This is a genomic window from Pseudomonas sp. PvP025 (assembly GCF_017832155.1).
Taxonomy (GTDB): domain Bacteria; phylum Pseudomonadota; class Gammaproteobacteria; order Pseudomonadales; family Pseudomonadaceae; genus Aquipseudomonas.
Genome location: NZ_JAFIBJ010000001.1, coordinates 901,677 through 928,543, shown reverse-complemented (window position 1 = coordinate 928,543; position 26,867 = coordinate 901,677). Strand labels below are relative to the sequence as shown.

Sequence of the window (26,867 nt, the reverse complement as noted above, 5' to 3'; positions counted from 1 at the left end):
GCCCCGCGTTGGGGTGCGCAGCGCCCCCCATCAAGCAAAACGCGGTGTACCTGATACGGCTCAGCGCCTGGTTTTGGGGCTGCTGCGCAGCCCAACGCAGGACAAGCCTGCTCGCCACAGGGAATCTGCGCTTAACTGAACGGCATTAGGGCAAGCCCGCTCGCCACAACAACCCAATCACCCGCGACAAGCCCGCTAGCCTCAAGGTGTGGACGTGGAGTGGGCGCGTCTAGCGGATCTGGTGCTTGTGCAATAACCGGTAGAACGTGGGGCGGGAGACGCCCAGCACGCGGGCCGCGATGCTCAGGTTGTCGCTGTGTCGATTGAGCACGTCGCACAACGCCTGGCGTTCGGCGCGGTGCTTGTAGTCTTCCAGTGTGGCCATGGGTGGCGACACGGCCCGCTTGCCCAGCAAGCCCAGGTCGGTGGCCTCGATCTGGCGCCCTTCGGCCAGTACCAGACCGCGGCGTACGCGGTTGGCCAGTTCACGCACGTTGCCCGGCCAGGGATGCTGCCCCATGGCAACCAGCGCGTCTTCGCTGAAACTGCGCGGGCGGCGGCCGGTTTCCTGGCTGTAGAAGCGTGAAAAGTGGTTGGCCAGCATCGCGACGTCACCGTGCCGCTCGCGCAGGGGCGCGGTGACCACTTGCAGCACATTCAGGCGGTAATACAGGTCTTCGCGAAAGGTGCCCTTGACCACCGCCGCTTCGAGGTCGACGTGGGTCGCCGCCAGTACCCGCACATCCACCGGTATCGGCTGACTGCCGCCGACGCGTTCGACCTGTTTTTCCTGGAGAAAGCGCAGCAGGTTCGCTTGCAGCTCCATCGGCAAGTCGCCGATTTCATCGAGAAACAGGGTGCCGCCATTCGCGGCTTCGATGCGGCCGATCTTGCGCTGATGGGCGCCGGTAAACGCGCCTTTTTCATGGCCGAACAGTTCGGACTGGATCAGGTGTTCGGGGATGGCACCGCAGTTGATCGCCACGAATGGCCTGGCATGGCGCTGGGACTGGCGGTGCAGGGTCTTGGCGACCAGCTCCTTGCCGGTGCCGCTGTCACCACGAATCAGCACCGGTGACTCGGTGGGCGCCAACTTTGACAGCAACTTGCGCAGCTCGCGGATCGCCCTGCTGTCGCCGAGTAATTCGTGTTCGGGCCCGTCCACCGGCGTGTTGCCCTTGCCGCGCAAGCGCGCCATGCCGAACGCACGGCCGAGAATGACCTGCACTCGCGACACATCGAACGGCAGGGTATGGAAGTCGAAAAACCACTCGCAGACAAAATCGCCGACGTTCTGCAGGCGCAGTACGTCCTGGTCGAGCACAGCAATCCATTCGGTGCCGCTGCGGCTGATCAGTTCCTTGACGGCCTCGGGGCGCTCCAGGTGATACGGCTGCAAACGCAACAAACCGATATCACAGGAGCGGTCCCCTACCGTTTCCAGTGCGCAACTGTCCACGTCCCAGCCGGCGGCGCGCAAACCGGGCAGCAGGCCGTGACAATCGTCACAGGGGTCAACCACAAGCAAGCGTCGCGGGACGGGTGTAACAATCATGACTATTCCTTGGCGTCAAAATTGTTAAAGTTATTTATAAACAAGGATTTGGGACGCCTGACTGCCACACTATCAATTTATTGACGAGCACTATGTAACATTTCGCTATAAGTGCGGGCAAAAAGCCACCGTCTTCATCCGCAGATCAAGCCTTGAAAATTAATTGCGTCAGTATGTGACCCGAACCCGGGCATCGTGCATCAGTACAAGTAACCCACCGCACGGTCAGCCCAACCGCCGGTGCTGACTTGAATGGGCATACAGAGAGAAGACCCACATGAACGCCCCGCTCCGCATCAACGAAGCTCTTTTGATCGCAGACCGTGCCTTCCAGCCCTTTCAGTGCGTGGCCTGGCATGATGGCGTTGGCGCCCTCAGCCTGAGCGTCATCGACCGCACCAACACCCGCATCGGCAGCAAGCAGCTGTCGTCAAGCGCTTACACCGACCCGGCGCAATTGGAAGATCTGCTGTTGCAGGCCCGTGCCGAACTCGACGAGCACGGCTACCAGTTGCAGTCCTGGGCAATGCCCAAGTAAGGCATGACCCTGACGGGCGATCACTGCAAACAGTGATCGCCCGTTTAAGCTGGGCCTCTAAGAGCCTGCGCGCGGCGCGAGAATAAAGCGTTCGAACGCCTCCGCCGCGCCATCATCCAGATTGCTGCCGGTGACGACAGTCGCCTGGTGCTTGACGGTTTCTTCCGCCTGGCCCATGGCAATCGACAACCCCGCCACGTGAAACATCGCCGGGTCATTGCCGCCGTCGCCAATGGCGGCGGTCTGCGCAAGCGGCACCCCAAGGTGCGCCGCCAGGGTCTTCAAGGCCTCGCCCTTGTTGGCCAGCATCGCCGTCACATCCAGGTAAACCGGTTGCGAACGTGATACCTGAGCCAGGCCCTCTACCTTGGGATGCAACTGCGCTTCCAGCTCCACCAGCAAGCCGGTGTTGTTGCTGGCCGCGACAATCTTGTCGACCCGATCCAGGTACGGCTCGAAACTCTCCACCACGATTGGGCCATAGCCCAGCCCTGCAGCCTCGCGCGGCTCCATAGGCCCCGGCGGATCACGCCGCAACCAGTCACCGTCGGCGAACACCCAGACTTCCACGTCCGGCTCGGCCGAGAACAGCGCCAAGGCAATCAGCGCCGCCTCCGCCGGCAGGTGGTGGGCAACCAGAATGCTGCCATCGGGGTTGATCAGCGTGCCACCGTTGAAGCCCGCCACCGGCACATCGATGCCGAAGGCCTCGATCAGATGATGCATGGCCTTGGGCGGCCGCCCGCTGGCCAGGCTGAAAAACACCCCGGCCTCGCGCAACGCCCGCACCGCATCGGCAGTGCGCTGGCTGAGGCGGTGGTCCGGATGCAACAAGGTGCCGTCCACGTCACTCAGGATAAAACGGATGGGATGGATCGCCGCGTCACTCATCCGAGGCTGTGCCAGGTGCGACCGTCGCGCGCCAGCAATGCATCGGAGGCGGCCGGGCCGTCCTCGCCCGCCTTGTAGGCCTGGATCCCGTCGTCCTGCTGCCACGCATCAAGAAACGGCTGCACCGCACGCCAGCCGTTTTCGATGTTGTCGGCCCGCTGGAACAAGGTCTGGTCGCCGGTCATGCAATCGTAGATCAGGGTTTCGTACCCGGTCGACGGCTGCATCTCGAAGAAGTCCTTGTAGGCAAAGCCCAGCTGGATGTTGGCCATGTCCAGGGTCGGCCCGGGCTTTTTCGCCAGCAGGTCGAACCACATGCCCTCGTTGGGCTGAATCTGGATTTTCAGGTAGGTGGGCTCGAGTTCGTCCACATCGGTGTCGCGAAACTGCGCGTAGGGCGCAGGCTTGAAGCAGATCACGATTTCGGTGTCACGCACGCTCATGCGCTTGCCGGTACGCAGGTAGAACGGCACGCCCACCCAGCGCCAGTTGTCGATCATCACCTTGAGGGCAACAAACGTCTCGGTGCTGCTGTCAGGTGCCACGTTGGCTTCTTCGCGGTAGCCGGGCAGTGACTTGCCGCCGATTTCGCCGGCGGTGTACTGCCCCCGCACCGAGTTGGCCCGCGCATCTTCCAGCGACCAGGGCCGCACGGCACCGATCACCTTGGCCTTTTCACCCCGCACCGCGTCGGCACCGAAGGCCGCCGGCGGTTCCATGGCGACCATCGCCAGCAACTGGAACAGGTGATTAGGCACCATGTCGCGCAGGGTGCCGGTTTTCTCGAAGAAATTACCCCGGGTTTCCACGCCAACGGTTTCGGCGGCGGTGATCTGCACGTGGTCGATGTAATGGTTGTTCCAGAACGCCTCGAACAGCACGTTGGAGAAACGGCTGATCAGGATGTTCTGCACCGTCTCCTTGCCCAGGTAATGGTCGATGCGATAGATCTGCTTCTCGCTCATCACCTTGAGCAGGCACGCGTTCAGCGCTTCGGCGGTCGCCAGGTCGGAGCCGAACGGCTTCTCGATGACCACGCGGCGGAAGCTCTCGTCGGTTTCCGTCAACAAACCGGCACTGCCCAGGCGCTGCACCACTTCACTGAAGAAGCGCGGCGCGGTGGCCAGGTAGAACACCGCGTTGCCGGTGCCGCTGTCGGCGATCTTCCTGCCGATGTCGGCGTAGGTGCTGTCGTCGAGAAAGTCGCCCTCGACATAGCTGATGCCCTTGGCCAACTGCGCCCACAGCTCGGGGTCGAGGGCATGCTCGGCATTGCCCTTGACCTTGCTCGCGGCTTCGGTGCGAATGAAATCTTCGAGCTTCTTGGCGAAATCGGCATCGCTGATGGCGTTGTGATCGACGCCGACAATCCGCAGGCCATCGCCCAACAAGCCATCACGGCTAAGGTTGTACAGCGCCGGCATCAGCAGGCGCTTGACCAGGTCGCCATGGGCGCCAAACAAAAACAGCGTGGTGGGTGGTGCGGGCTCGGCCTGTGGTTTTTTGCCGTTGGCGGTCATTTTTTGGAAGTCTCCACGTGACCGCCAAAGCCGAAGCGCATGGCAGAGAGCATTTTGTCACCGTAGGTGCTCTGCTGACGCGAGCGGAAGCGTGCGAACAGCGAGGTGGACAGCACCGGGACCGGCACGGCCTGCTCCATGGCGGCTTCGATGGTCCAGCGGCCTTCGCCACTGTCGGCGACGGAACCGGAGTAACCGTCGAGTTTCGGGTCGGTGGCCAGCGCGTCGGCGGTGAGGTCCAGCAACCACGACGACACCACGCTGCCGCGGCGCCAGACTTCGGCGATGTCGGCCACATTGAGGTCAAAGCGCTGGTCCTGGGGCAGATTGTCCGAGTTCTTGGTCTTGAGGATGTCAAAGCCTTCAGCGAACGCCTGCATCATCCCGTACTCGATGCCGTTGTGGATCATTTTGACGAAATGCCCGGCGCCCGCAGGTCCGGCGTGGATGTAGCCGTGCTCGGCACGCGGATCGGCGCTGGCGGAACGGTCCCTGGTTCGCGGGATGCTGCCAACGCCCGGGGCCAGGCTCTTGAAGATCGGGTCGAGGCGCTGCACGGTCTCGACGTCGCCGCCGATCATCATGCAGTAGCCGCGCTCCAGGCCCCAGACGCCGCCGGAGGTGCCGACGTCCACATAGTGCAGGCCCTTTTCCGCCAGGGCCTTGCCGCGGCGTACGTCGTCCTTGTAGTTGGTGTTGCCGCCATCGATGATCACGTCACCGTCTTCCAGCAGCTCGCTCAACGCATTGATGGTGTCTTCGGTCGGGTCGCCTGCCGGCAACATGACCCACACGGCGCGAGGCTTCTGCAGCCCGGCCACCAGGGCTTTCAAGTCGGCGACGCCGGTGGCGCCCTCCTCGCTCAAGCCTTTGACGAATGCTTCGTTACGGTCATAAACAACGGTGGTATGCCCATTGAGCATCAGGCGCCGCGCAATGTTACCGCCCATGCGGCCTAGTCCAATAATCCCCAGTTGCATGTGCTGATGCTCCTAACTGCTAAAAAATGTGTGACATAGTTTATAGCGCAATGAGGCTAATGAGGGTTAGTCCAGAGCGGATAGCGGGAGTTTCATGCTAAAAAAGTTGCCATCGTTTCACCATCACTGCAGCAAAAGTCACACGACCGCCAAAAATAAAAAAGTTCCCTTGATGGAAAAAAGAATTCAGAATTGCTTCCGACTGATGCCGAGAACTCCCATTCGGCGTTCCGGCACCGCGATCTACCGGCTATTTGCGAGGCAAGCAATGAGCACAGCACAGATGTCCCGTCCTCCACAGACGCTTTACGTCAGTATCCGTCGCGATGAATTGCGCCAGTTGAAGGACGAACGCGATCAACTGCAGCAGGAAGTCCTGCGTCTGCGCTCGCACCTGCAAGGCCAGCTCGAACAGACCTCCGGCGCCCGCCCCGCGCTGTGCTGAACCGCTCTGTAAGATAATGCTTACAGAGCGCTGACAAAGTTTTCACACTCTCTCCCCGATACTCCCCGCCCGAAGGGCCACCCCATGCAAGGGCGGCCTCTGTTGGCGCGCGTTCCTGCGCGCCGGCTGAAAATAATTGGGTTGGAGCGTTGGATGGCGATGTTCAAGCGCAGCACTGCGTCTGCAAAAGGCTTTGATTGGGCCGGCTTCGGTTGGCTGTTTCTGTTCTTCTGGTACTTCTCGGGTATTACCCAACTGCTGATCCAGCTGACCGGCACTTCCGGTTTCAGCGGGTTTCGTCAGGCCTTCTTCATGAGTGCGCTGTGGCTGGCGCCGATGCTTTTATTCCCGCGCCGTACACGCTTGCTGGCGGCTTTGATCGGTGTGGTGCTGTGGGCATGTTCCATGGCCAGCCTGGGTTATTTCTTCATTTACCAGCAGGAATTTTCCCAGAGCGTCATCTTCATCATGTTCGAGTCGAACATCTCTGAAGCCGGCGAGTACGCGACCCAATATTTCGCGTGGTGGATCGTGCTGGCGTTTATCGCCCACACCGCCTTCGCCGTGTTCCTGTGGACCCGCCTGCGCCCGGTGTACATGCCGCGCGGGCAGTCGATGCTGGCCGCTGCCGCCATCGTACTGGCCGTGGTCGGTTACCCGCTGGTCAAGCAGATCGCCACCAGCGACACCATGGAACAGGCCATCGACCGTTTCGAAACCCGCATCGAGCCCGCCGTGCCGTGGCAGATGATCGTGGCTTACCGTCGCTACACCGAACAGCTGGACAACATGCAGGGCATGCTCACCAGCGCCAGCCAGATCCCGCCCCTGAAAAACCTCAAGGACAACAACGCCGGTCAGCCGTCGACCCTGGTGCTGGTCATCGGCGAGTCGACCAACCGCCAGCGCATGAGCCTCTACGGCTACCCGCGCAACACCACGCCGGAACTCGACAAGTTGCGTGATCAACTGGCGGTGTTCGACAACGTCATCACCCCGCGCCCCTACACCATCGAGGCGCTGCAACAGGTGCTGACGTTCGCCGACGAAGAGAACCCCGACCTGTACCTCAAGACTCCGTCGATTGTCAGCGTGATGAAACAGGCCGGTTACAAGACCTACTGGATCACCAACCAGCAGACCATGACCAAGCGCAACACCATGCTGACGACCTTTTCCGAACAGGCCGACGAGCAGGTGTACCTCAACAATAATCGCAACCAGAACGCCCGCCAGTACGACGGCGACGTGCTGGCGCCCTTCGCCAAGGCCCTGGCCGACGGCGCCGAGCGCAAGTTCATCGTGGTGCACCTGTTGGGCACACACATGAGCTACCAGTACCGCTACCCGCCCAGCTTCGACAAGTTCACCGACCGCCAGGGCGTGCCGAAGGGCGTCAGCGATGCGCAGTTGCCAACCTACAACAGCTACGACAACGCGGTGCTGTACAACGATTTCGTGGTGTCGAGCCTGATCAAGGACTACGCCAAAAGCGATCCCAACGGCTTTTTGCTGTACCTGTCGGACCACGGCGAAGACGTGTTCGACTCCGTCGGTCACAGCACCCTGGGCCGTAACGAAGCCAAGCCGACCGCGCCGATGTACACCATCCCGTTCATGGCCTACGCGTCGCCCAAATGGCGCGAAAGCCACGACTGGAGTTTTGCCGGCGACCTGCAACGCCCTTACAGCAGCTCGCAGTTGATTCACACCTGGGCCGATCTGGCCGGGTTGAGCTTCGACGAATGGGACCGCAGCCGAAGCCTGGTGAGTGACAGCTTCAAGCCGCGTCCGCTGATGATCGGCAATCCTTACGAGACCAAACAGAAGGGCTTGATCGACTTCAGCCTGATCAAGCCGAAGAAGATCGAACCGAACGAGGTAGTACTCAAGTAGCCCCCCCTGAAACAAGAAGATAATAATCATTCTTGTTTAAGCCTAAAGTTGCACGACTCCTTTCGTCTTTGAGCCAAGGCCTTTTTTATCGAAAAGGCTACAAAGAAAAAAGGAGTCTGCCACCATGCTTTCGCCCTTCACCCGCTCCATCACCCTCACCCTCGGCCTCTTCGGCGGCGTCTTCAGCCCTGAGCTTCTGGCTGAAACCGATCCCGAGCACACGTCTTCCACGGCACTCGAACTGGCCGCCACCAGCGTCACCGCCGAGGGCCTGGATACCAACACCGAACACACCGGGGCCTACACCACCGGCGCCATGAGCACCGCCACACGCCTGAACCTGTCCATCAAGGAGACCCCGCAATCGGTCTCGGTGGTCACCCGCCAGCAAATGGACGACTTCAACCTCAACACCCTGACCGAGGCCTTGCGCCAGACCACCGGCGTCGTGGTGCAGCACAACGACTCGGACAGGGCCTCGTACTCGGCCCGCGGCTACGGCATCAGCAACTTCCAGGTCGACGGGATGCTCAATACCTTCGGCTTCATGAAGTCCGACGCCGACACCATCATTTACGACCGTATCGAAGTGGTACGCGGTGCCACCGGCTTGACCACCGGCGCGGGCGACCCGTCGGCCACGGTCAATATGGTGCGCAAGCGGCCGACCGGCCAATGGCAGGCTAAAACCGGGCTCAGCGCCGGCAGCTATGACAACTACCACAGCTACGTGGACGTGGGCGGCCCGCTGGCGTTTGACGGCAGGCTGCGCGGGCGCGGCGTGCTGGCCTACCGCGACAGTCAATCGTACCGTGACAACTACACGCTTCAGCGCGTGGTGGGCTACGGCATTCTGGAAGGCGACCTGAGTGACGACACCGTGCTTGCGGTGGGCTATGACTATCAGGACAAGCAGGTGCAAGGCACCTCCTGGGGCACCGTGCCTTACTGGAACAGCCAGGGGGGCAAGGCCGGGCTGTCACGCTCCACCAACATGGCCGCGCACTGGAGCTCCTGGCCGCTGACCGACAAAACCCTGTTCACTACCCTCGATCACAAACTGGGCGGGGACTGGCGCCTGAAAGCCGCTTACACCCACCGACAAAGCGATACCGACGGCAAGGTGTATTACGGCGGCACCGGCTTCCCGAATGCGGACCGCAGCGGCATGGGCGCCTGGGCCAGTCGCATGGTCGGCACCTCCAGGATGGACGTGTTCGACTTCAACCTTTCCGGCGCCTATTCGTTACTGGGGCGGCAGCATGAATTGATGATGGGCTACGGCCAATCGCAGCAAAGAGACGCTTCGCCGCATCAGCGCAATGTACTGCCCGACGGCTACCGCACCATCGAAGACTGGAAGCACATGGGCGGCATCGGCAAGTTTGCCGATGTCACCACCGGTCTCAAGGGTGAACACAGCCGCAAGGAGCAGAAAGCGGGCTACCTGGCCACACGCCTGAGCCTGACTGACCGCACGCACGCGGTACTGGGCAGCCGCTATGGCAGTTGGGAAATCGAAAACTCCTGGCCCCAATACGATAATGACGACCAGTGGATCAAGTCCGATAAAAACCACCAGGTCCACAATGATATGTGGACGCCCTACGCCGGCCTGCTTTACGACCTGACCCCGGCCTACACCGTTTACGCGAGCTACACCGACATCTTCAAACCGCAGGACCGACGTGATGCCAGCAGAAAATACCTGGAGCCCGTGGTCGGCAGCAATTATGAGGTGGGCCTCAAGGGCAGCCTGCTCAATGAGCGCTTGAACCTTGCCACCGCCTATTTCTGGAGTACCCAGGACAACGTTGCGGAGCTGGACGACTCAGTGCCGCCGGACCCAAAGACGAGAGAGTCGTTCTACAAATCAGGCGGCAAGGGCAACAAGGTGCGCGGGTTTGAAGTGGAGCTGGCCGGTGAAGTGATGCCCGACTGGAATATCACGGCGGGCTACACCTACACCCACTCCGTGAACGGCAAGGGCCAACGCAACAACGTCGAGCAACCGCTGAACCTGCTGCGGCTGTCGAGTGCATATCGGCTGCCGGGCGCGTGGCGCCAGTTGACGGTGGGCGGCGCCTTCAACTGGCAGAGCGAAACCTATGCCTGGAGCAACAGGCCGACCGGCGAGCGCGACGCCAAGGGCAACCCCATCACCACTCGGGCGAAGATCACTCAACAGGCTTACTCGCTGGTGAACCTGATGTCCCGCTACCAGTTCAACGAACATGTTTCGGCGTCGCTTAACGTCAATAATTTATTCGATAAAAAGTACTATGAGCGCGTCGGCTTTTATAACGGCGTGTACTGGGGCGACCCACGCTCGATCACGTTGGCGATGGACTGGAAACTCTGAGGTCCGCGTCTGCAACGTTAACAAAGTTGTTATCACTGACTGTTGCTTGCGTTAATTTCCACTTAATAAGATCGCCCCACAATCGCCCCATGAGTTCGCCCGTGGAGCGAACGAACAACGATCACTCTTAATGGAAATACTGCCATGAAACTTTCGACCTTGATGCTTGCCAGCCTGATGACCCTGACCTCCGCCGCCGCCTTTGCAGAAGGTGGCTCGGAGCGTTCGAAGCAGTTCTACAATGACTTCACCTTCATGCAGGAAAAGACCCACGGCACTAACGAACAAACTGCTTCCGCTGACGGCAAGACATTAAAAGCCGATACCGACGAACAGCAGCAGCCAAACAGTTAATTTAACGCTTCGTTAATCTGCACCACCCGTTACCACTGCGCGCCTTTGGCAAACGGTTTATTGGGCGCCATTTAATGGCGCCCTTTTTTTGCGGTTATTTATTAAAGCGGTTTATTCCAGAACAGCATGCGGCCATTGGCCGGATCAAATACCGAATCATCGAACCCGAACTTTCGATAGGCCGACTGTGCCACTTCATTGCCTTCCAGCACTTCCAGGGTGATTTTGCAGCAGCCGCGCTGGCGCGCGATTTCCTCGACCTTTTGCAGCATCTTCTGGCTCAACCCCAGGCCGCGAAACGCTTCCATCACCGCCACATCGTGGACGTTGACCAACGGGCGACAGGCAAAGGTGGAAAAGCCTTCAAAACAATTGACCAGACCGGCAGGCTCGCCCCCCACAAACGCCAGCACGCTGAAAGCGTAGGGGCGCTTGGCCAGTTCGGCCGGCAGTTGCTGCACAAGGTCGGCGGGCAGGCTGTGCCCCCCGCCCATGGGGTGTTCGGCGTAATGGTTGAGCACCAGGGCAATCGCCTCGGCGTGCACCGGATTGGTGTAACTGGCTTGCAGCACCAGGATATCAGGGGTGTCCATCAGCGTCCTCGATCATGACAGCAAGGGAATCGGCTCCCTTTGAGGGCACCGATTGTAAGCGCGGAGTCAGCAGCGGATGAAGGCGATTCACTACAAAGGCATGTACGAAAAAGCGAAGCTTACGCAGCGAAAAGTTTGTCACAGACCAAAACGCTGCCATTGCATCTCCTGCAGTCGGCTCAGGGTCCGTCGAAATGGGAACGCCAGATAACCCTCCGTGTACAGGCTTTGCAGCGGCACGCTGGCCTCTATGAACAGCGGCACCTTGCGGTCATAGCACTCATCCACCAAAGCAATGAAGCGACGCACGCTATCATCGTGCACCGACAACTGCGGCAGTTCGCGATCCCCCGCTACCACGCGCGTGGCAGCGTCTTCAGTGCCTCGGGCGATGCGCCCCGGACGCTGTTGTGCACTGAGGTTGGGCACCTCACCCAGCAGAATCGCTTTGAAACGATCGCACAAGAGCATGAAGTCCATCGCGGCCAGGGGTTGCTCGCACAAGTCGGGATAGCGGCACCACAGCACCGTGTCACTGGCCTGCACCGTCATGATCGAACGATGCCCTACGCTGATCGCCCCGCCGCCGAGCGCTGGCCCGTCGCTCAATGTCTCGAACACCGCCGCCAGTGCATCGGCCTGATTGACCCAGTAGCGCTGCACATCCACGCCCGGGTGCAAACGATGATCCTCGCCGCCGTCCACGGCCACCACGTGCATATGCTGCTGGATCGCCGCGATGCCCGGCAGGAAACGCTCGCGGTTGAAGCCACCGGCATACAACTGGTCGGGTGGCTGATTGGAGGTGCACACCACCACCACGCCGTGCTCGAACATCACCTGGAACAGACGGCCGAGAATGATCGCATCGCCAATGTCGTTGACGAACAACTCATCGAAGCACAGCACCCGCACGGCCTGGCTGAGCTCACGGGCCAGCGCCTGCAAGGGATCCTGGATGCCGGTGAGCTGGAACGAGCGCTGATGCACCCAGGCCATGAAGTGATGGAAGTGCTGACGCCGCGCAGGCACCCGCAGGCTTTGGTAAAACTGGTCCATCAGCCAGGTCTTGCCACGGCCCACCGGCCCCCAGAGGTAGACGCCGGTGATCGGTGCACGGCCCTCGTGCAAGGCTTCATGGCAGGCGTGCAGCGCCTCGACCGCCCGGCGCTGGGCGTCGTCGGGGACGAAGCCCTGCTGCGCAATGGCGTGCCGGTAGGCCGCAAGGGGCGATTCGAACGTCATGGATACCTGCCCTGACCACACCACAATCAACTGTGGGAGGGGGCTTGCTCCCGATGGCGCCGGACCGGCCAAAAATCAATTGACTGGTACACCGCTATCGGGAGCAAGCCCCCTCCCACACTCGGAGTTCGCCTGCGCTATATCGATTTACGCCAGGCTCTTGCTGACCACCTCAAACACATCGCTGGACAGCTCACCGCAGCCACGAATGCGCTCCAGCTCGGCCTTCATCAGCGCCTGGCGCGCAGCGTCGTATTTGCGCCAGCGCGTCAGCGGTGCCAACTGGCGCGAGGCGATCTGCGGGTTCAACGTGTTCAACTCGATCACCAGGTCCGCCAGGAAGCGGTAGCCCGAGCCATCGGCGGCATGGAAGTTGACGAGGTTCTGCCCGGCAAACGCACCGATCAAGGCGCGTACCTTGTTCGGGTTCTTGATGGTGAACGCCGGATGCTGCATCAGCGCCTTGACCCGCGCCAGTCCGCCCGGCAGGGTGCTGCCGGCCTGCACGCTGAACCACTGGTCCATGACCAGCGGGTTGTCCTTGAAGTTCTCGGCGAACACCGCCAACGCCTGCGCCTTCTCCGCCTCGAAGGGCGAGTTCACCAGCACCGCGAGCGCGGTCAGGCGCTCGGTCATATTGTCGCTGGTGTCGAACTGATCGAGGGTGGCCGCCAGCACTTGCGGTGTGCCGCTGAGCATCAGGTACGACAGCGCGATGTTCTGCAGCGCGCGACGGGCAAAATGCTCGGCCGCCGCGACATACGGGGTCTGCTTGGACAACTCGCGATTGGCCTGATAACGCAACCACAGGCCTTCGAACAGGTTATCCGCCAGTTGCCTGCGCGCGAACTCGCGGGCGGCGTGGATCGCATCCACATCGGCGACTTCGCTGATTTCCGCCAGGTACGCTTCGCCGGGCAGCGAGAGCATTTCGGCGACCATGGCCTGGTCCAGGCTTTCATCACTCAATACCGAGCGCAGTGCATTGATCAGGCGTTGATCCAGCTTCAGCGCCTGGCCGGCCTGGTGCTGGCCGATCAGTTCCTGCAAGACCTGCACCGACAGTTGCTGGCCGGCATCCCAGCGGTTGAAACCGTCGCTGTCGTGCTGCATGAGGAACATCAGTTGGTCGCGGCTGTACGGGAAGCTCAGTTTCACCGGCGCCGAGAACCCACGCAGCAGCGAAGGCAACGGCTGTTCAGCGATATCGACAAAGGTGAAGGTCTGCTCGGCTTCGGTCACCGAAATCACCCGCGACGTGGCGCCGGCAGTTGCTTCACCCGCCAGGCGCAATGGAATGCCGGCGCCCTTCCCGTCCAGCAGGCCCAGTTCCACCGGAATCACGAACGGCAGTTTTTCGACCTTGTCCGGCGTTGCCGGGCAGCTCTGGCGGAACGTCAGGCTGTAGGTATTGGCGGCCGCATCAAAGGCTTCGCTCACCGCCAGACGGGGCGTACCGGCCTGGCTGTACCAGCGCTTGAACTGGCTGAGGTCGGCGCCGTTGGCGTCTTCCATCGCCTTGATGAAGTCGTCGCAGGTCACCGCCTGGCCATCGTGGCGTTCAAAGTACAGGTCGCTGCCTTTGCGGAAACCGTCGGCACCGAGCAGGGTGTGGATCATGCCGACCACTTCCGAACCCTTTTCGTACACGGTAAGGGTGTAGAAGTTGGAGATCTCGATAAAGCTGTCCGGACGCACCGCGTGGGCCATGGGGCCGGCGTCTTCGGCAAACTGGTGGGTTCGCAGATAGGCCACGTCCTGGATGCGCTTGACCGTGGCCGAGTTCATGTCGGCGGAGAAGCCCGAATCACGGAACACGGTGAAGCCTTCCTTGAGCGACAGCTGAAACCAGTCGCGGCAGGTGACGCGGTTACCCGACCAGTTGTGGAAATATTCGTGGGCGACGATCGCCTCGACGCGCTGGTGCGCGGCGTCGGTGGCGGTTTCGGCGCGGGCCAGCACGGCGCTGGAGTTGAAGATGTTGAGGCCCTTGTTTTCCATGGCGCCCATGTTGAAATCGTTGACCGCAACGATCATGAAGATGTCGAGATCGTACTCACGGCCGTAGGTTTCTTCGTCCCAGCGCATGGATTTTTTCAGGCTGGTCATGGCGTGCTGGCACTTGTCGATATTTTCCGGCTCGACGTAGATGCGCAGCGCCACTTCGCGCGCGGTCATGGTGGTGAAGCTGTCTTCGACGCACCACAGGTCACCGGCCACCAGCGCGAACAGGTAGGCGGGTTTCTTGAACGGGTCTTCCCAGGTCGCCCAGTGCCGGCCGTCTTCGCCAGGGCCGCTGGCAATCGGGTTGCCGTTGGACAGCAGCACCGGGTAACGGTGTTGCTCGGCGATCACCGTGGTGGTGAAGGTGCTCATCACGTCCGGGCGGTCAAGGTAATAGGTGATCTTGCGAAAGCCTTCGGCCTCGCACTGGGTGCAGAACATGCTGCCGGACTTGTACAGGCCTTCCAGCACGGTGTTGGTTTCCGGGTGGATCTTGACCGTGGTGTCGAGGGTGAAGGTCGCACTCGTTGGCTGCACGGTCAGGTGGCTGTCGGTCAACTGGTAGTCAGCGGCGGTCAGCGCCTGATCGGCCAGGTTCACGTTCAACAGTTCCAGCAGTTGCCCATCCAGCACCAGCGGCGGCAGGCCGGCGCCGCGCTCGGGGTTGCGGCGCATCACCAGCTGCGCGTGGACCAGGCTGTGGTCCTCGAACAACTCGAAGGTCAGGTGCGTCTCGTCGATCAGGTAGTCCGGCGCCTGATAGTCCTTCAGGTAAATCATCTTCGGTTGTTCGGTGCGCATGCTGGGAGTCCTTCTACTGATGCACGGCGAGCTGGTAGGCCGTGTATTTACGAATATTGATAACGCCGGTATCGAAGATCAGGTATTGGCCCTTGATCCCCAGCAGCGTGCCTTCGGCAATCGGGTTCTTGTCCAGGTTGAAGCTGACGATCTTGGTCGGGTACTGCTCGACCGGGTAACGAATAGTGAGCGGCTCAACGTCGGCAATGGTTTGGATGGCCTGCAGGCCAAAGCGTTCCTGCAACGTCACCAGACATTCGGCGCAGTTGGCGAACAGCTCATCGCGCACTTGCTTGAGATCAACGGTCTGCGCATCGCCCTTGAGCAGGGCGCGCCAGTTGGTCTTGTCGGCCACCTGGCTGCGAAACAGGTCTTCGACGAAACCCGATTGCTGACGCGTCGCCACGCGCATGATCGGCAGCGCCTGGCTGGCCCCCTGGTCGAGCCAGCGGGTCGGCAACTGGGTCGCGCGGGTGATGCCGACCTTGATCCCCGACGAATTGGCCAGGTACACCACATGGTCGGTCATGCAGAAGGTTTCGCCCCACACCGGATCACGGCAGGTGCCGGCGTCGTAATGACAGCGCTCCGGGCTCATGATGCACAGGTCACACTGGGCCAGTTTGGTCATGCACGGGTAGCAGTAGCCCTGGCTGAAGCTGGTCTTGGTCTTGCGCCCGCAATGGCTGCAATGGATGGCGCCGAGAAACTCCAGGCGGATGTGGGTGCCGATCAGGGGATTGACCGGCACCTCCGTGCTTCCCAGGCGAAACGCGTACTGAACGGTCGGCTCACCGAGTTGCGCCGACATTTTGCTGACTGCACCGCGACCAATTTCAATCAATGGATCGCATCCGACTTGAACAGAATATTGGGCACCGTCTCGGCCTTGGACGCGCATTCCTGCGGGCCCATGTAACCGGTGCGCTGGTCTTCCGGCAGGTTCTGGACCTCCCAGGCGATCATCGCCTGCAGCGACAGTTCGCGCTGCTCGGCGGTGAGCTTGCGGCCATCGGACCATTTGCCGATTTCCACGGCGAGCTTGAGGCTCTCGTAGATATCCGGGGTGATATTTTCGATCATTTCAGCAAAAGAGGACATGGGACTCTTCCTTATCAAATAGACGCTTTGCGGCGGTTGTAGAGACCACCCAGCAAACCGGTGAGGCAACCGATGACCAGCCCGCCCACATGGGCCGCGTTGGCGATTTCGCCGAAGCCGATCATCGAGACCAGCCCCGACAGGCACAGCAGCAGCCATATCAGCATCATCGCCAGCACCCCACGGGGCAGGCGATACGCAGGGTTGGGCGAGAGCAGTTGAAAGATCCAGCAATGCCCGAGCAGGCCATACAGGACGCCGGACAAGCCACCGAACAGGCCGGGGCCGCCGTACGCGTATTGTGCATAGTTGGAAACCAGGCTGAACAACAGGGTCAGGCCCAGCAGGTTGATGCTGCCCTGGCGCGCTTCGATACGCCGACCCAGCTCCCAATACCACATGCCGTTCATGGCCAGGTGCAGGATGCCGAAGTGGATCAGCATCGGCGTGACCAGCCGCCACCACTGCCCCTCGGCCAGCATCTGGGCGAACGGGGTGAACTGGATGTACTCGCCCATGACCCGAAACGGCAGGAAGGTCAGCCAACCGACGGCTTGCAGGTTTTCACCGAGCAGGGTCACCGCGCCCACGATCAGACTCGCCAGCAGCACCAGCGCCGTGACCGGGCTGTGGCGCACTTGCTGCACAAAGCCTGGGCGCGCGGCCGGCGCCTGCTCGGGAATATCCAGTTGCCGGTCGGGGTCGCCGGCGGGAAAGCGCTGATACAGCACGCGCACGTCATCGCTGATGCCCTCGGGCACCCACAATACCTGCTCGCCTGCCTCTTCACTGACGTGATGGGGCACTTGCATGCGTTGCAGCAGCTTGACGAAACCGCCCAGGTCGACGCTCAGGGGCAAGCGCAATACAGCCACGGTACTCATTCAATAACCTCGGGACGCTCAACGTCGACCCATACGAATTTAGCCGGATCCAGTCGGGTTTCCTGGTCCAGACGGTACGCCACCAGCTTGCCGTACAGCACCGCGCTGTAATCCAGGCAGGCCAGGTTCGGGCGGATGGGTGCCGGATTGCCGCTGCGCCAGTAATGGCCGACGAACAGCAAGGGTTCATCGACGCCATAGCGCAGCAGTGAATTTTTTTCGCTCGAGGACAGCGGCGTGCGCGCCACCGGCTCGGGCAGTGCGTCGGGCTGGAAGACCACGTCGCCGTAGGTCTTGGGGTCGTCCTCCCAGAACTTGGTGCGAAAGAACGAGCGGGTCAGGCCGTCGCCGCCGGTCAGCGTCAAGCCGTGGGGCAGGCGCATGTCGGTACCGCGCAGCAGGCGGTCGAAGGCGTTGCAGGCAAAACTGCCGGGCACGGCGGCCGCCTGCAGAAAGGACCGGTCGATGCAGCCGTCGGGGAATCGGGCGCGCAGTGGCTGGATAAAACTTTCGTCCCAGCACGCATGCACCACGCGAAAACGCCCGGCGTCGACGAACAGCGGCATGTCGTAGAACCAGCCAAGGAAATCCTGCCAGTCACCCGGGTGCTGCTCGAACTGGGTCAGGGTTTCGTGGATCAGCCGCGCATGCCGGGGGTTGTGCTCGCGCACGAACTGCTTGCCACTGCCCGGCGGCGCCGCTGTGGTCCAGCCCAGCGCGTTGAACTCATGGTTGCCCATGATGCACAGCGCCTGACCGGCCACTGCCATATCGTGGACGATATGCAGCGCCTCGCGAATGCGCGGGCCACGGTCGATGATATCGCCGAGGAACACTGCCATGCGCGACGGATGGCGCCAGGTGCCGCCCTGCTTGTGGTAACCCAGGCGTTCGAGCAAGTGCTCAAGGGTATGAGCGCAACCGTGCACGTCACCAATCAGGTCGTAGCTACGCGCGGGATCGAGCATCAGTCGCCTCCACCCCCCAAGCGGCTGCCCCAGCCCAGCTTGGTGCGGCACACTTCATAGTAGTTGTGGTCCAGCGGGTGAATCAGGCGCAACTTCTGCGCCTTCTTGCTCACGGTGATGGTGTCACCGGGCGCACAGGTGAAATGGTTCTGCCCGTCGCAGGAGACTTGCGGGTAGATCTGCATGTCTTTGGACACCACGATTTTCAGCTCGCTGTTGCCGTCGACCACAATCGGCCGGCTGGACAACATATGGGGGTACATCGGCACGATCACAATGGCATCGAGCTTGGGATGCATGATCGGGCCACCGGCCGACAGCGCGTAGGCGGTGGAGCCGGTCGGCGTGGCGACGATCAGGCCGTCGGCCTTCTGGCTGCACACGAACTGGCCGTCGATATACAGCTCGAACTCGATCATCCGCGTGGATTTGCCAGGGTGCAGCACCACGTCGTTGAGCGCATCGCCCTGGCCGATGGCCTCGCCGTGGCGGCGCACTTCGGCCTGCAGCAGGAAGCGGTTTTCCACCAGGTAATGGCCGTCGAGCACCTTGGCCACTTCGACTTCCAGCTCATCGGGGCGGATATCGGTCAGAAACCCCAGGCTGCCGCGGTTGATCCCCAGCACTGGCACGTTATGCCGCGCCAGAGCGCGTGCGGCGCCCAGCAGGCTGCCATCGCCGCCGACCACAATCACCATGTCACACACTTCGCCGAGCATCTTGCGCGAGGACGTCTGCAAGCCGTGGCCGGGGAGAATCTCGGCGATGGTGTCTTCGAGGATCACGTGCAGGTGGCGTTCGAGCAGGAATTTTTTCAGCCGGCGGACGGTGTCCAGCACCTGGGTACTGCCCAGGCGACCGATAATGCCGATATTGCGAAATTGCTCCATGGGGCTCCTGCGGGTTCCGGGTGCGGCGAAAAACCACGATTATGGGTGAAAGGCCGCGTCAGGCAAAACCCTTTGTCAGCGCAAAGCCTTGATGACAATGGTTCTCACGCAGCTGCGTCACACTTAAAAGGCTATGCTCGGAGCATGACTGTGTTCCCCGACCTGCACACCTTGCCCCGCCAATTGCGTCACCCCGAGGTGCGCGACCTCGCGTGGGTGATCCTGGCGCCGCCGATGCTGGCGCAGACGCCATGGCCGCAACGCCACCCGCTGGCCGGCAGCGACTGGGTGCAGGCCCCCTGCCGGCTGGAACACTGGCTGCGTCAGTTGGACGAGGACAGCAGCGCCCTGCAGCACTGGCTCAGCCTGGCACGCACGCGGCGCCTGGGCCTGTATTACGAGCGCCTCTGGCAATTCGCCGTGCAGCACGCACCGGGCGTTCAGTTGCTGGCCGCCAACCTGCCGATCCGCCGGGCCGGGCATACGCTGGGCGAGCTGGACATGCTGCTGCGCGACCGCGATGGCGTGCACCACCTGGAACTGGCGATCAAGCTGTACCTCGGGCCGCAAGCCGGTAATGGCCAGGCCACCGAGCAATGGCTGGGCCCGGGCTGCCATGACCGGCTCGACCGTAAGCTGGCGCACCTGGCCGAGCATCAACTGCCGATCTCCGCCCGCCCGGAAAGCCGCGAGGTGCTGGCCGCGCTGGATGTTCAACAGTTCGACGCGCACCTGTGGCTCGGGGGTTACCTGCTGTATCCGTGGCCGGGCCCGGCCGAACCGCCGCTGGGCGCCCATCCGCAGCATTTACGCGGCAGTTGGTTGCATCAGCGTGACTGGCAGGACTTTGTCGCCACGCGCCCGCCGGGCCGCTGGCAACCCCTGCCGCGCCACGCCTGGCTGGCCCCGGCGCATTACCCGGCTGATGAGGTGTGGAGCGAGGCCCAGATGCACACGTGGCTGACAGCGCTGGACCCGATGGCGCCGGCGCAACTGCTGGTGCGGCTGGTGCAGCAGGGCGAAGACTGGGAGGAAGCCGAGCGCCTGTTCCTGGTCGCCGACCTGTGGCCGAATGTGCCGGGCAACCCCTGAGGGTCAAACCGGCTGCGACTTGACCTTCAGGTGCCGGGCGTACCAGGGCCGCCTCGGCACGCGCTTGAACAGCCCTTGCAACCCGTCGTCTTCGGCGCTGAAGGTAATGCGCAGCGCCAGCTTCATGGTTTCCGGGTCCATTTCCATCGACTTGCCCATCTGCAACCCCGGCGTGGTGCTGCAGCCATGGGTATCCGGCCCCAGCCACGGATCGCCCACTTCCACCCAGCGGCCCGGGGCAAACCAGGCCACGCCATTGACTTGCATGCGGCTGACTTCGCCCGGATTGAAACGCGCATGGGCGCGGAACCAGTCTTCGATGCGGTCATCGATCCAGCCGTGAAAATGCCAGAACACGGGGTTCACATGGGATGAAAACGGATCGCCGAGAAAATCGTTTTGCGCCACATACCAGCGCGCCGCGAAGTCCGAAGGGTCGCGGGCGAACGGCACCGGCGCGCCATTGGAGGGGTCGCGCGGCACCGACGCCCAGCGCATGTGCAGCCAGTCGTGCAGGCCCAGCTCCATTTCCGAGCCCAACTGGCCGAGGGTCAACCGCGCCAGATAGCGCGGGTCGCGGTATTGGGATTCCCACACCTGGAAGTTGCTGTGGTAGGTCTCGGCGGCCTTGATATCGCTGACCCACTGGGTGTAGTCGCTGTCGTCCGGCGCCGACCAGGTGGGCGGCAGGGAGAAGCCATCGTGGTTGTCGAAGTAACGCAAAAAGCCCAGGCGATCGCGCTCCAGCGCCGGCTGGGGGGCGGGAAATTGCGGCCATGACGGCAGGTCCTGCATCGAGCGCGCGGTGCCGAGCATGTGGCGGTGCATGAAGAAGAAATCGATGCCCGAGCCGTTGCGGTCCTTGCGCTTGCCACGGGCGTCACGCTCCTGCCCGCGTGGGCCGGGTTGCCAGCCGATGCCGCGCAGGGCGTCGCGCTTTTCTTCGGAGAGCTTGTGCCACTGGTCGCGGGTGGCGTGCCAGAGCTGGTGAAACAGGCGGTGTTCGGGCGCGATCAGCCAAGCCAGCAAGGTCGGGTTGAGGCCGATGCGCTGGCGGGCTTCGGGAAACAGCTGTTTGTGGGCGATGAAGCGGTTGTCGCGCTCGGTCAGTGCCAGGGGGCGGTCGAGATCGAGGATTTGCCCACTGAGGGTGCTGCTGCCGGCGTTGGCGAAATCGGCCCACACCTCGTCGAGGGTCATTTTGAATTCATAGGCGGGCGCGCCACCGGCCGAGTCACGGTCGATCAGCCGCCAGTAGAGCAACGTGCCTTCGCCCGTCAGGTCGCCCAGTACGCGGTAACGCGGTTCGCCCTCGGCACGCAGGTTTTCGGCGGTGTCCAGGTAGCCGCGCAGGCCACGGCCACGCGGCGCGATATCCAGCAGCAGCTCCAGGCCGTGCAGCGGCAGGCCCTTGAGCCCGGCGTCATGGCCTGTCAGGCGCAGGCTCCACACACCGCGCAAGGTATTGGCCAGGTGTTGCCCGGTGGTATCGGCCAACGCCACCGTGGCTTCGCCGGGGGTGATGGGAAATTCTTCTTCCCGCGTCAGCTCGCGATGGGCGTAAAAGGCCGCCGGCACAGCCGCGCCGGTCAGCGCCAGGCCTGCGATGAACCCACGTCGAGAGATCGTCATTGTCTACCTTAGGAAACGGCTTAATCAGAGCTAGAACGTTTGCAGCCCGACGAAATTTACCGCCCCGCCCTGCCCGCCTAAATTTCCTCTGTCATGGCTCGTCCTTCCCAGATAGCAAAGGCCTCAACTGACTGAGATGGCAATGACAAAACCACGTTCGAAAAAGGCGCTGTATCTCGGCTTGCCGCTGGCCCTGGCCCTGGCCATTGGCGCCGGGGCCGGGTTTCTGGTCTGGGATCACTGGTTCAAGGGCAATGCCGGCTACCCGCTGGAGGTGATCAGGCAGGCCAATGAAATGCAGGACCGCCTGTTGTCGTTCGACAGCCACATCACCGTGCCCATGGATTTCGGCACCGCCGGCAATGAGGCCGACAAGGATGGCAGCGGCCAGTTCGACCTGGCCAAGGCGGCACGCGGACGCCTCTCCGGCGCAGCGCTGACGATTTTCGGCTGGCCGGAAATCTGGAACGGCGACAATGCACCGCACAGGCCCACCGACGGCTTTGTCGAAGAAGCCCGCCACGAGCAGGAGGTGCGCTACACGATCATCACCGGCATGGTGCGCGACTTTCCCAACCAGGTCGGCATCGCCTACACCCCGGATGACTTCCGGCGCCTGCATGGCGAAGGCAAATTCGCGATCTTCATCAGCATGCTCAACGCCTACCCGCTGGGAGATGACCTGAACCAGCTGGACCTGTGGGCCGCGCGCGGCATGCGCATGTTCGGCTTCAGCTACATCGGCAACAATTCATGGTCGGACTCGTCGCGCCCGTTGCCGTTCTTCAATGACTCCACCGATGCCCTGGGCGGGCTGTCGCAGATCGGCCAGCAAGCGGTGCAGCGCCTGAACGACCTGGGCGTGATCATCGATGTGTCACAGATGTCGACCCAGGCGCTGGAGCAGGTCGCGCAATTGAGCCGCACGCCGATGGTGGCCTCGCACTCGGCGCCGCGCGCGTCGGTGGACATCCCGCGTAACCTCAGCGACAAAGAGCTGCAACTGATCAAACAAAGCGGCGGTGTGGTGCAGGTGGTGGGCTTCCCCGCCTACCTGCGTCCGCTGAGCCAGCCCACCCAGGACAAACTCAACACCCTGCGCGCGCGCTTCGACCTGCCGCCCCTGCCCAACCTGGCCATGGCGCTGATGCCGGGCGACGCCATCATCGCCGCCTGGCCCGAGCAGAAATTCGGTCAGTACGCCCAGGGGCTGTACGGCATCCTCGAAGAAGAACCCAAGGCCAGCCTCAAGGACTGGGGCGATGCCGTTGATTACACCGTGCGCAAGATCGGTATCGATCACGTGGGCATTGCTTCGGACTTCAACGACGGCGGTGGTATCGAGGGTTGGAACAACGTCGGCGAGGTCCGCAACGTCACCGCCGAGCTGATCCAGCGCGGCTACTCCGAAGCCGATATCGCCAAGCTGTGGGGAGGTAACTTCCTGCGGGTATGGGACCAGGTGCAAAAAGCCGCCAAGCCGTTGGCCAACCGTTAATCAACCACGAAGCAAGCCCATGACCGACCGCCGCACCTTTCTCAAGCAGGCTGGCCTGCTCGCTGCCAGCCTGCCCCTGGGCGCTTCGCTGATGCCGTCGGCGCTGGCCGCCACGGCAAACGATCCCTGGACGGGATTGAAGCAGTTGTTCGACCAGGACCCGAGCTACCTGCATTTCTCCAACTTTCTGGTGACCTCGCACCCCAGGCCGGTGCGTGACGCCATCGAGCGCTATCGCCTGCAGATCGACCGCAACCCCGGCCTGGCGATGGACTGGGACCTGCAGGAAACCTGGAAGCGTGAAGGCCAGGTACGCGACTGGGCCGGCCGCTATTTGAAGGCCACACCGGCACAGATCGCCCTTACCGGCAGCACCTCCGAAGGCCTGGCGATGATCTATGGCGGCATCAAGGTGCGGCCGGACCAGGAAATCCTCACCACCGTCCATGAGCATTACGCCACCCAGAGCGTGCTGGATTTTCGCACGCTCAAGGAAGGCACACAGGTGCGCCGCATCGAGCTGTTCGAGCGCGCCAGTCAGGTGTCGGTGGATGAAGTGCTGGGCAATATCCAGCGCGCCATCCGCCCCAACACCCGCGTGCTGGGCATGACCTGGGTGCAGTCCGGCAGCGGCGTGAAGCTGCCCATCGGCGAAATCGGCACGCTGCTGAACGAGCACAACCGCAACCGCGACGACCAGGACCGGATACTTTACGTGGTCGACGGGGTGCATGGTTTCGGCGTGGAAAACCTCGACTTTCCCGACATGCAATGCGATTTTTTCATCGCCGGCACCCACAAGTGGATGTTCGGCCCGCGCGGCACCGGCGTGGTCTGCGCACGCGACAGCAAGAACAAATACGTCACGCCCATGGTGGCGACCTTCTCCGAAGACACCAATTTCGCCACCCGCATGACCCCCGGCGGTTATCACGCCTTCGAGCATCGCTGGGCGGCGGATGAAGCCTTCAAGCTGCACCTGCAACTGGGCAAGGCGCAGGTGCAGGCGCGTATTCATGAACTCAACACCGAGCTGAAAACCCGCCTGCTCGCCCATCCGCAGATCGAGCTGGTGACACCGCGCAGCGCGGCACTGTCGGCCGGTTTCACCTTCTTCCGGGTCAAGGGCCAGGACAGCGACGCGGTGGCGGCCTATCTGATGAAAAACCGTGTGGTGGTCGATGCGGTGGAGCGTGATGCCGGCCCGGTGGTGCGCACGTCTCCCGGCCTGCTCAACTCCACCGATGAAATCCAGCGTTTCATGCGCCTGCTGAGCCAGCGGGTGTGATGCCCTTTTCCCTTTGAACGAGATGCCCACATGACTCCATTCCAACTCAACCCCCTGACGGCACTGGCGTTGACTGCCGTGTGCGGCGCGCTGTTGCCCAGCCTGGCCTGGGCCGATACGCCGCAACCGGGCAAAGTGTTCAAGGACTGCAAGGACTGCCCGGAAATGGTGGTGCTGCCGGCCGGCACCTTCACCATGGGCACCCCGGACGATGAAGTCGGCCGCGAGCCCGACGAGGGCCCGATGCATGAGGTGACCTTTGCCAAGCCTTTCGCCATGAGCCGCTTTCAGGTGACCGCCGGCGAATGGGACAGCTACCTGCGCCAGAGCGGTGTGAAGATCGCCGACGGCGACACCCGCCCCGGCCGCGAATGCATCGCCAGCAAGCCGCGCTACCCCCAGGGCCCGCGTCAGCCGGCGGTGTGCATGGACATGGACGACATCAGGCAGTACGTGAGCTGGCTGTCGAAAAAAACCGGCCAGCGTTACCACCTGGTCAGCGAGTCGCAACGCGAATACGCCGCCCGCGCCGGCTCCACCGGACCGTTCCCCTTCCCGTTCGACGAAGGCAAGGGCTACAGCATCGCCCGGCACGCCAACACCTATGGCCCGGCGGATGGCTACAGCTATTCGTCGCCGGTGGGCAGCTACCCGCCGAACGCGTTTGGCATGTATGACATGCATGGCAATGTGTATGAGCGGGTTGCCGATTGCGAACATCCCAACTACATCGGCGCGCCCACCGATGGCAGCGCGTGGGTGGAGCCGAACTGTGAGGGGTATCAGATTCGGGGTAATGACTGGGGCGAGGCACCGGTGTTTTCGCGGTCGGGGAATCGGAACAATATTTACCCGCAGACGCGTGGGGATTGGGTTGGGTTCAGGGTTGTGCGGGAGCTTTGATCAGGGTTTGGTTGGGCGCTTTTTTGGGGGGCATATCCGTTTTTTGGTGATGGCTGATATGGGTTCCGCCCTTACGGCGGGTCACTTTTGGAAAAGAGCCCCAAAAGTAACCAAAAGGGCTCTTGCCCCACCACTCGGCACCTCGCTTAGGCTCGGTGTGCCCGCACGCAGACTTGAATCCGTGGGCCGCCGCAATGGGCCATCCATGGCCCAGTGCGGCTAACCCGGCGTCCTGCCGGGTTACCCACGGATTCAAGCCTGCGTGCGGCCAGCGTGGTTGACGGGGCGCTTGAGATCAAGATCAAAAGCCAAAGCAGAGCCAGAGCCAGAGCCAGAGCCAGAGCCAGAGCAGATCAAAGGCAGTGTGATATCCGACAGACAAATGGAGATCAACTGTGGGAGGGGGCTTGCTCCCGATAGCGGTGGGTCAGCTAAAAATAAGCTGACTGACACTCAGCCATCGGGAGCAAGCCCCCTCCCACAGTTTGTACAGCGTACGGCAGACAACCCCGGTCGGCTCTAAGGCCGCCGCGCTCTTGATCTTGATCTGAGGCGCCCCGTCAAACACGCTGGCCGAACGCAGGCTTTGGAGCGTGGGTAACCCGGCAGGACGCCGGGTTAGCCGCGCTGGGCCATGGATGGCCCATCGCGGCGGCCCACGCTCCAAAGCCTGCGTGAGGGCATGCCGAGCCTAGGCGAGGCACCAAGTGTTGGGGCGAGGACCTTTTGGTTACTTTTGGGTCCTTCCAAAAGTGACCCGCCGTAAGGGCGGAACCCATATCAGCCGTTACCCCACCAACGGATATGTACACAAAACCAACCCAACCCTCACTGCCTGGCATGCCGAACCTGCACCTCCGGCATCGCCGAAGAATGATGATTAAGAATCTTCCACTCCCCCTCAACCTGCTCATAAACAAAGGTATACCGCGCCTGCACCTGCCGCTTGCTCCCACCGGCCTTAGTCAACGTAAAGGTATAAACCCCACTGTCCATCGCCACATTGCTGCCCAGTTGGCGGATCTCGCGGTAGTTGATCTGCCCCACCGGCTTGAGCGCCAGGAAGTGATCGAAGTAATCCCTGATCTGATCCGGCGTGGTACGCACCTGATTGGACACGGTCGGCTGCAACACCGCATCCGGCGCGTACAACTTGACCACCGATTTGGCATCGCCGGTCTGCAACGCACTGTTCCAGAGGTCGAACAGCCCGGCAATCTCACGGTCCTTCACATTGACAGGCGCCTGGGCCACGTCCAGGTACACATAAGGGGCCGTGACGGCAGCCTGGGCAAGCGGTGCGCTCAAGGCAAACAACAGGGCGAGGGCGGCGGTTCTGGATTTCATTTGCGATGCTCCGGTGATGTTCGTTGAGCCCACTTTGCCAAGCCGCCCTCCTCCCGCCATCGGCCAACCGGGGGCATTTG

23 protein-coding genes are annotated in these 26,867 nt (G+C 62.1%); 9 read left to right on the top strand and 14 right to left on the bottom strand.

The features are described 5' to 3' along the window. Positions 1-229: 229 nt before the first annotated feature. Positions 230-1,555 carry a sigma-54 dependent transcriptional regulator gene (locus tag JOE32_RS03775; RefSeq protein ID WP_209981564.1) on the bottom strand — a complete coding sequence of 442 codons (1,326 nt, stop codon included), beginning with the start codon at positions 1,553-1,555 and terminating at the stop codon, positions 230-232. A 277-nt stretch (positions 1,556-1,832) separates the two neighbouring features. Here JOE32_RS03775 and JOE32_RS03770 point away from each other — a divergent pair, with 277 nt between their 5' ends. Beyond that, positions 1,833-2,093: a hypothetical protein gene (locus JOE32_RS03770; protein WP_209981562.1), complete on the top strand. Its 261-nt coding sequence runs from the start codon at positions 1,833-1,835 to the stop codon at positions 2,091-2,093. A 57-nt stretch (positions 2,094-2,150) separates the two neighbouring features. Here JOE32_RS03770 and JOE32_RS03765 read toward each other — a convergent pair whose 3' ends face one another. From JOE32_RS03765 to gnd, 3 genes are read right to left on the bottom strand one after another with little or no spacing between them, the layout of a single operon-like run. Further along, on the bottom strand, positions 2,151-2,984 hold the full coding sequence (locus JOE32_RS03765) for an HAD family hydrolase (protein ID WP_209981560.1): 834 nt from the start codon (positions 2,982-2,984) through the stop codon (positions 2,151-2,153). Next, positions 2,981-4,504, bottom strand: a complete 1,524-nt coding sequence (zwf, locus tag JOE32_RS03760) for a glucose-6-phosphate dehydrogenase (RefSeq protein ID WP_209981558.1) — start codon at positions 4,502-4,504, stop codon at positions 2,981-2,983. The genes JOE32_RS03765 and zwf overlap by 4 nt, the downstream gene beginning before the upstream one ends. Next, entirely contained in the window at positions 4,501-5,484 is a 984-nt protein-coding gene (gene gnd, locus JOE32_RS03755; protein WP_209981556.1) for a phosphogluconate dehydrogenase (NAD(+)-dependent, decarboxylating), read from the bottom strand. The genes zwf and gnd overlap by 4 nt, the downstream gene beginning before the upstream one ends. Before the next feature lie 268 nt (positions 5,485-5,752). Between gnd and JOE32_RS03750 the strand changes: the two genes are divergently transcribed. The 4 genes from JOE32_RS03750 to JOE32_RS03735 all read left to right on the top strand — a co-directional run bounded on the left by JOE32_RS03750 (position 5,753) and on the right by JOE32_RS03735 (position 10,541). After that, complete coding sequence (locus tag JOE32_RS03750) at positions 5,753-5,929, top strand: DUF6026 family protein (protein ID WP_269325510.1); 177 nt, start codon at positions 5,753-5,755, stop codon at positions 5,927-5,929. A 153-nt stretch (positions 5,930-6,082) separates the two neighbouring features. Then, positions 6,083-7,825 (top strand): phosphoethanolamine transferase CptA, encoded by a 1,743-nt coding sequence (locus tag JOE32_RS03745; protein WP_209981554.1) that lies wholly within the window; start codon positions 6,083-6,085, stop codon positions 7,823-7,825. A 124-nt stretch (positions 7,826-7,949) separates the two neighbouring features. Continuing rightward, positions 7,950-10,187 (top strand): TonB-dependent siderophore receptor, encoded by a 2,238-nt coding sequence (locus JOE32_RS03740; protein WP_209981552.1) that lies wholly within the window; start codon positions 7,950-7,952, stop codon positions 10,185-10,187. Positions 10,188-10,331: 144 nt separating this feature from the next. After that, the gene (locus JOE32_RS03735) at positions 10,332-10,541 is read left to right on the top strand and encodes a hypothetical protein (RefSeq protein WP_209981551.1); all 210 of its coding nucleotides are present in this window, start codon (positions 10,332-10,334) and stop codon (positions 10,539-10,541) included. A 101-nt stretch (positions 10,542-10,642) separates the two neighbouring features. On the opposite strand, the gene JOE32_RS03730 is transcribed toward JOE32_RS03735, so the two are convergent. The 8 genes from JOE32_RS03730 to JOE32_RS03695 all read right to left on the bottom strand — a co-directional run bounded on the left by JOE32_RS03730 (position 10,643) and on the right by JOE32_RS03695 (position 19,027). After that, entirely contained in the window at positions 10,643-11,134 is a 492-nt protein-coding gene (locus JOE32_RS03730; RefSeq protein WP_209981549.1) for a GNAT family N-acetyltransferase, read from the bottom strand. Between the two features lie 138 nt (positions 11,135-11,272). Further along, positions 11,273-12,379, bottom strand: coding sequence for a cell division protein ZapE (gene zapE / locus JOE32_RS03725; RefSeq protein ID WP_209981547.1), 1,107 nt, complete (start codon positions 12,377-12,379; stop codon positions 11,273-11,275). 147 nt (positions 12,380-12,526) lie between these two features. Next, positions 12,527-15,184: an aminopeptidase N gene (gene pepN / locus JOE32_RS03720; protein WP_209981545.1), complete on the bottom strand. Its 2,658-nt coding sequence runs from the start codon at positions 15,182-15,184 to the stop codon at positions 12,527-12,529. 13 nt (positions 15,185-15,197) lie between these two features. Beyond that, positions 15,198-16,028, bottom strand: coding sequence for a DUF2797 domain-containing protein (locus JOE32_RS03715; protein ID WP_209981543.1), 831 nt, complete (start codon positions 16,026-16,028; stop codon positions 15,198-15,200). Next, positions 16,025-16,285, bottom strand: coding sequence for a DUF1315 family protein (locus tag JOE32_RS03710; RefSeq protein WP_209981541.1), 261 nt, complete (start codon positions 16,283-16,285; stop codon positions 16,025-16,027). The genes JOE32_RS03715 and JOE32_RS03710 overlap by 4 nt, the downstream gene beginning before the upstream one ends. A gap of 14 nt (positions 16,286-16,299) precedes the next feature. Next, the gene (locus JOE32_RS03705) at positions 16,300-17,169 is read right to left on the bottom strand and encodes a rhomboid family intramembrane serine protease (protein WP_209981539.1); all 870 of its coding nucleotides are present in this window, start codon (positions 17,167-17,169) and stop codon (positions 16,300-16,302) included. Continuing rightward, on the bottom strand, positions 17,166-18,137 hold the full coding sequence (locus tag JOE32_RS03700; protein WP_209981537.1) for a metallophosphoesterase: 972 nt from the start codon (positions 18,135-18,137) through the stop codon (positions 17,166-17,168). The genes JOE32_RS03705 and JOE32_RS03700 overlap by 4 nt, the downstream gene beginning before the upstream one ends. Then, positions 18,137-19,027 carry an NAD(+) kinase gene (locus JOE32_RS03695; protein WP_003217892.1) on the bottom strand — a complete coding sequence of 297 codons (891 nt, stop codon included), beginning with the start codon at positions 19,025-19,027 and terminating at the stop codon, positions 18,137-18,139. The genes JOE32_RS03700 and JOE32_RS03695 overlap by 1 nt, the downstream gene beginning before the upstream one ends. A gap of 144 nt (positions 19,028-19,171) precedes the next feature. Here JOE32_RS03695 and JOE32_RS03690 point away from each other — a divergent pair, with 144 nt between their 5' ends. Beyond that, positions 19,172-20,119, top strand: a complete 948-nt coding sequence (locus JOE32_RS03690; protein WP_209981534.1) for a DUF1853 family protein — start codon at positions 19,172-19,174, stop codon at positions 20,117-20,119. Positions 20,120-20,122: 3 nt separating this feature from the next. Here the strand turns inward: JOE32_RS03690 and JOE32_RS03685 are convergent, their stop codons facing one another. Next, on the bottom strand, positions 20,123-21,751 hold the full coding sequence (locus tag JOE32_RS03685) for a PvdJ/PvdD/PvdP-like protein (protein WP_209981532.1): 1,629 nt from the start codon (positions 21,749-21,751) through the stop codon (positions 20,123-20,125). Positions 21,752-21,893: 142 nt separating this feature from the next. Here JOE32_RS03685 and pvdM point away from each other — a divergent pair, with 142 nt between their 5' ends. The 3 genes from pvdM to JOE32_RS03670 are packed head-to-tail and all read left to right on the top strand — an operon-like array spanning position 21,894 to position 25,440. Then, positions 21,894-23,249 carry a pyoverdine-tailoring dipeptidase-like protein PvdM gene (gene pvdM / locus JOE32_RS03680; protein ID WP_209981529.1) on the top strand — a complete coding sequence of 452 codons (1,356 nt, stop codon included), beginning with the start codon at positions 21,894-21,896 and terminating at the stop codon, positions 23,247-23,249. 19 nt (positions 23,250-23,268) lie between these two features. Then, positions 23,269-24,537: an aminotransferase class V-fold PLP-dependent enzyme gene (locus tag JOE32_RS03675; protein ID WP_209981527.1), complete on the top strand. Its 1,269-nt coding sequence runs from the start codon at positions 23,269-23,271 to the stop codon at positions 24,535-24,537. 30 nt (positions 24,538-24,567) lie between these two features. After that, the gene (locus JOE32_RS03670; RefSeq protein ID WP_209981526.1) at positions 24,568-25,440 is read left to right on the top strand and encodes a formylglycine-generating enzyme family protein; all 873 of its coding nucleotides are present in this window, start codon (positions 24,568-24,570) and stop codon (positions 25,438-25,440) included. 828 nt (positions 25,441-26,268) lie between these two features. Here the strand turns inward: JOE32_RS03670 and JOE32_RS03665 are convergent. Continuing rightward, a complete protein-coding gene (locus JOE32_RS03665; RefSeq protein ID WP_209981524.1) occupies positions 26,269-26,787 on the bottom strand; it encodes an SgcJ/EcaC family oxidoreductase in 519 nt (172 codons plus the stop codon). Positions 26,788-26,867: the final 80 nt, after the last annotated feature.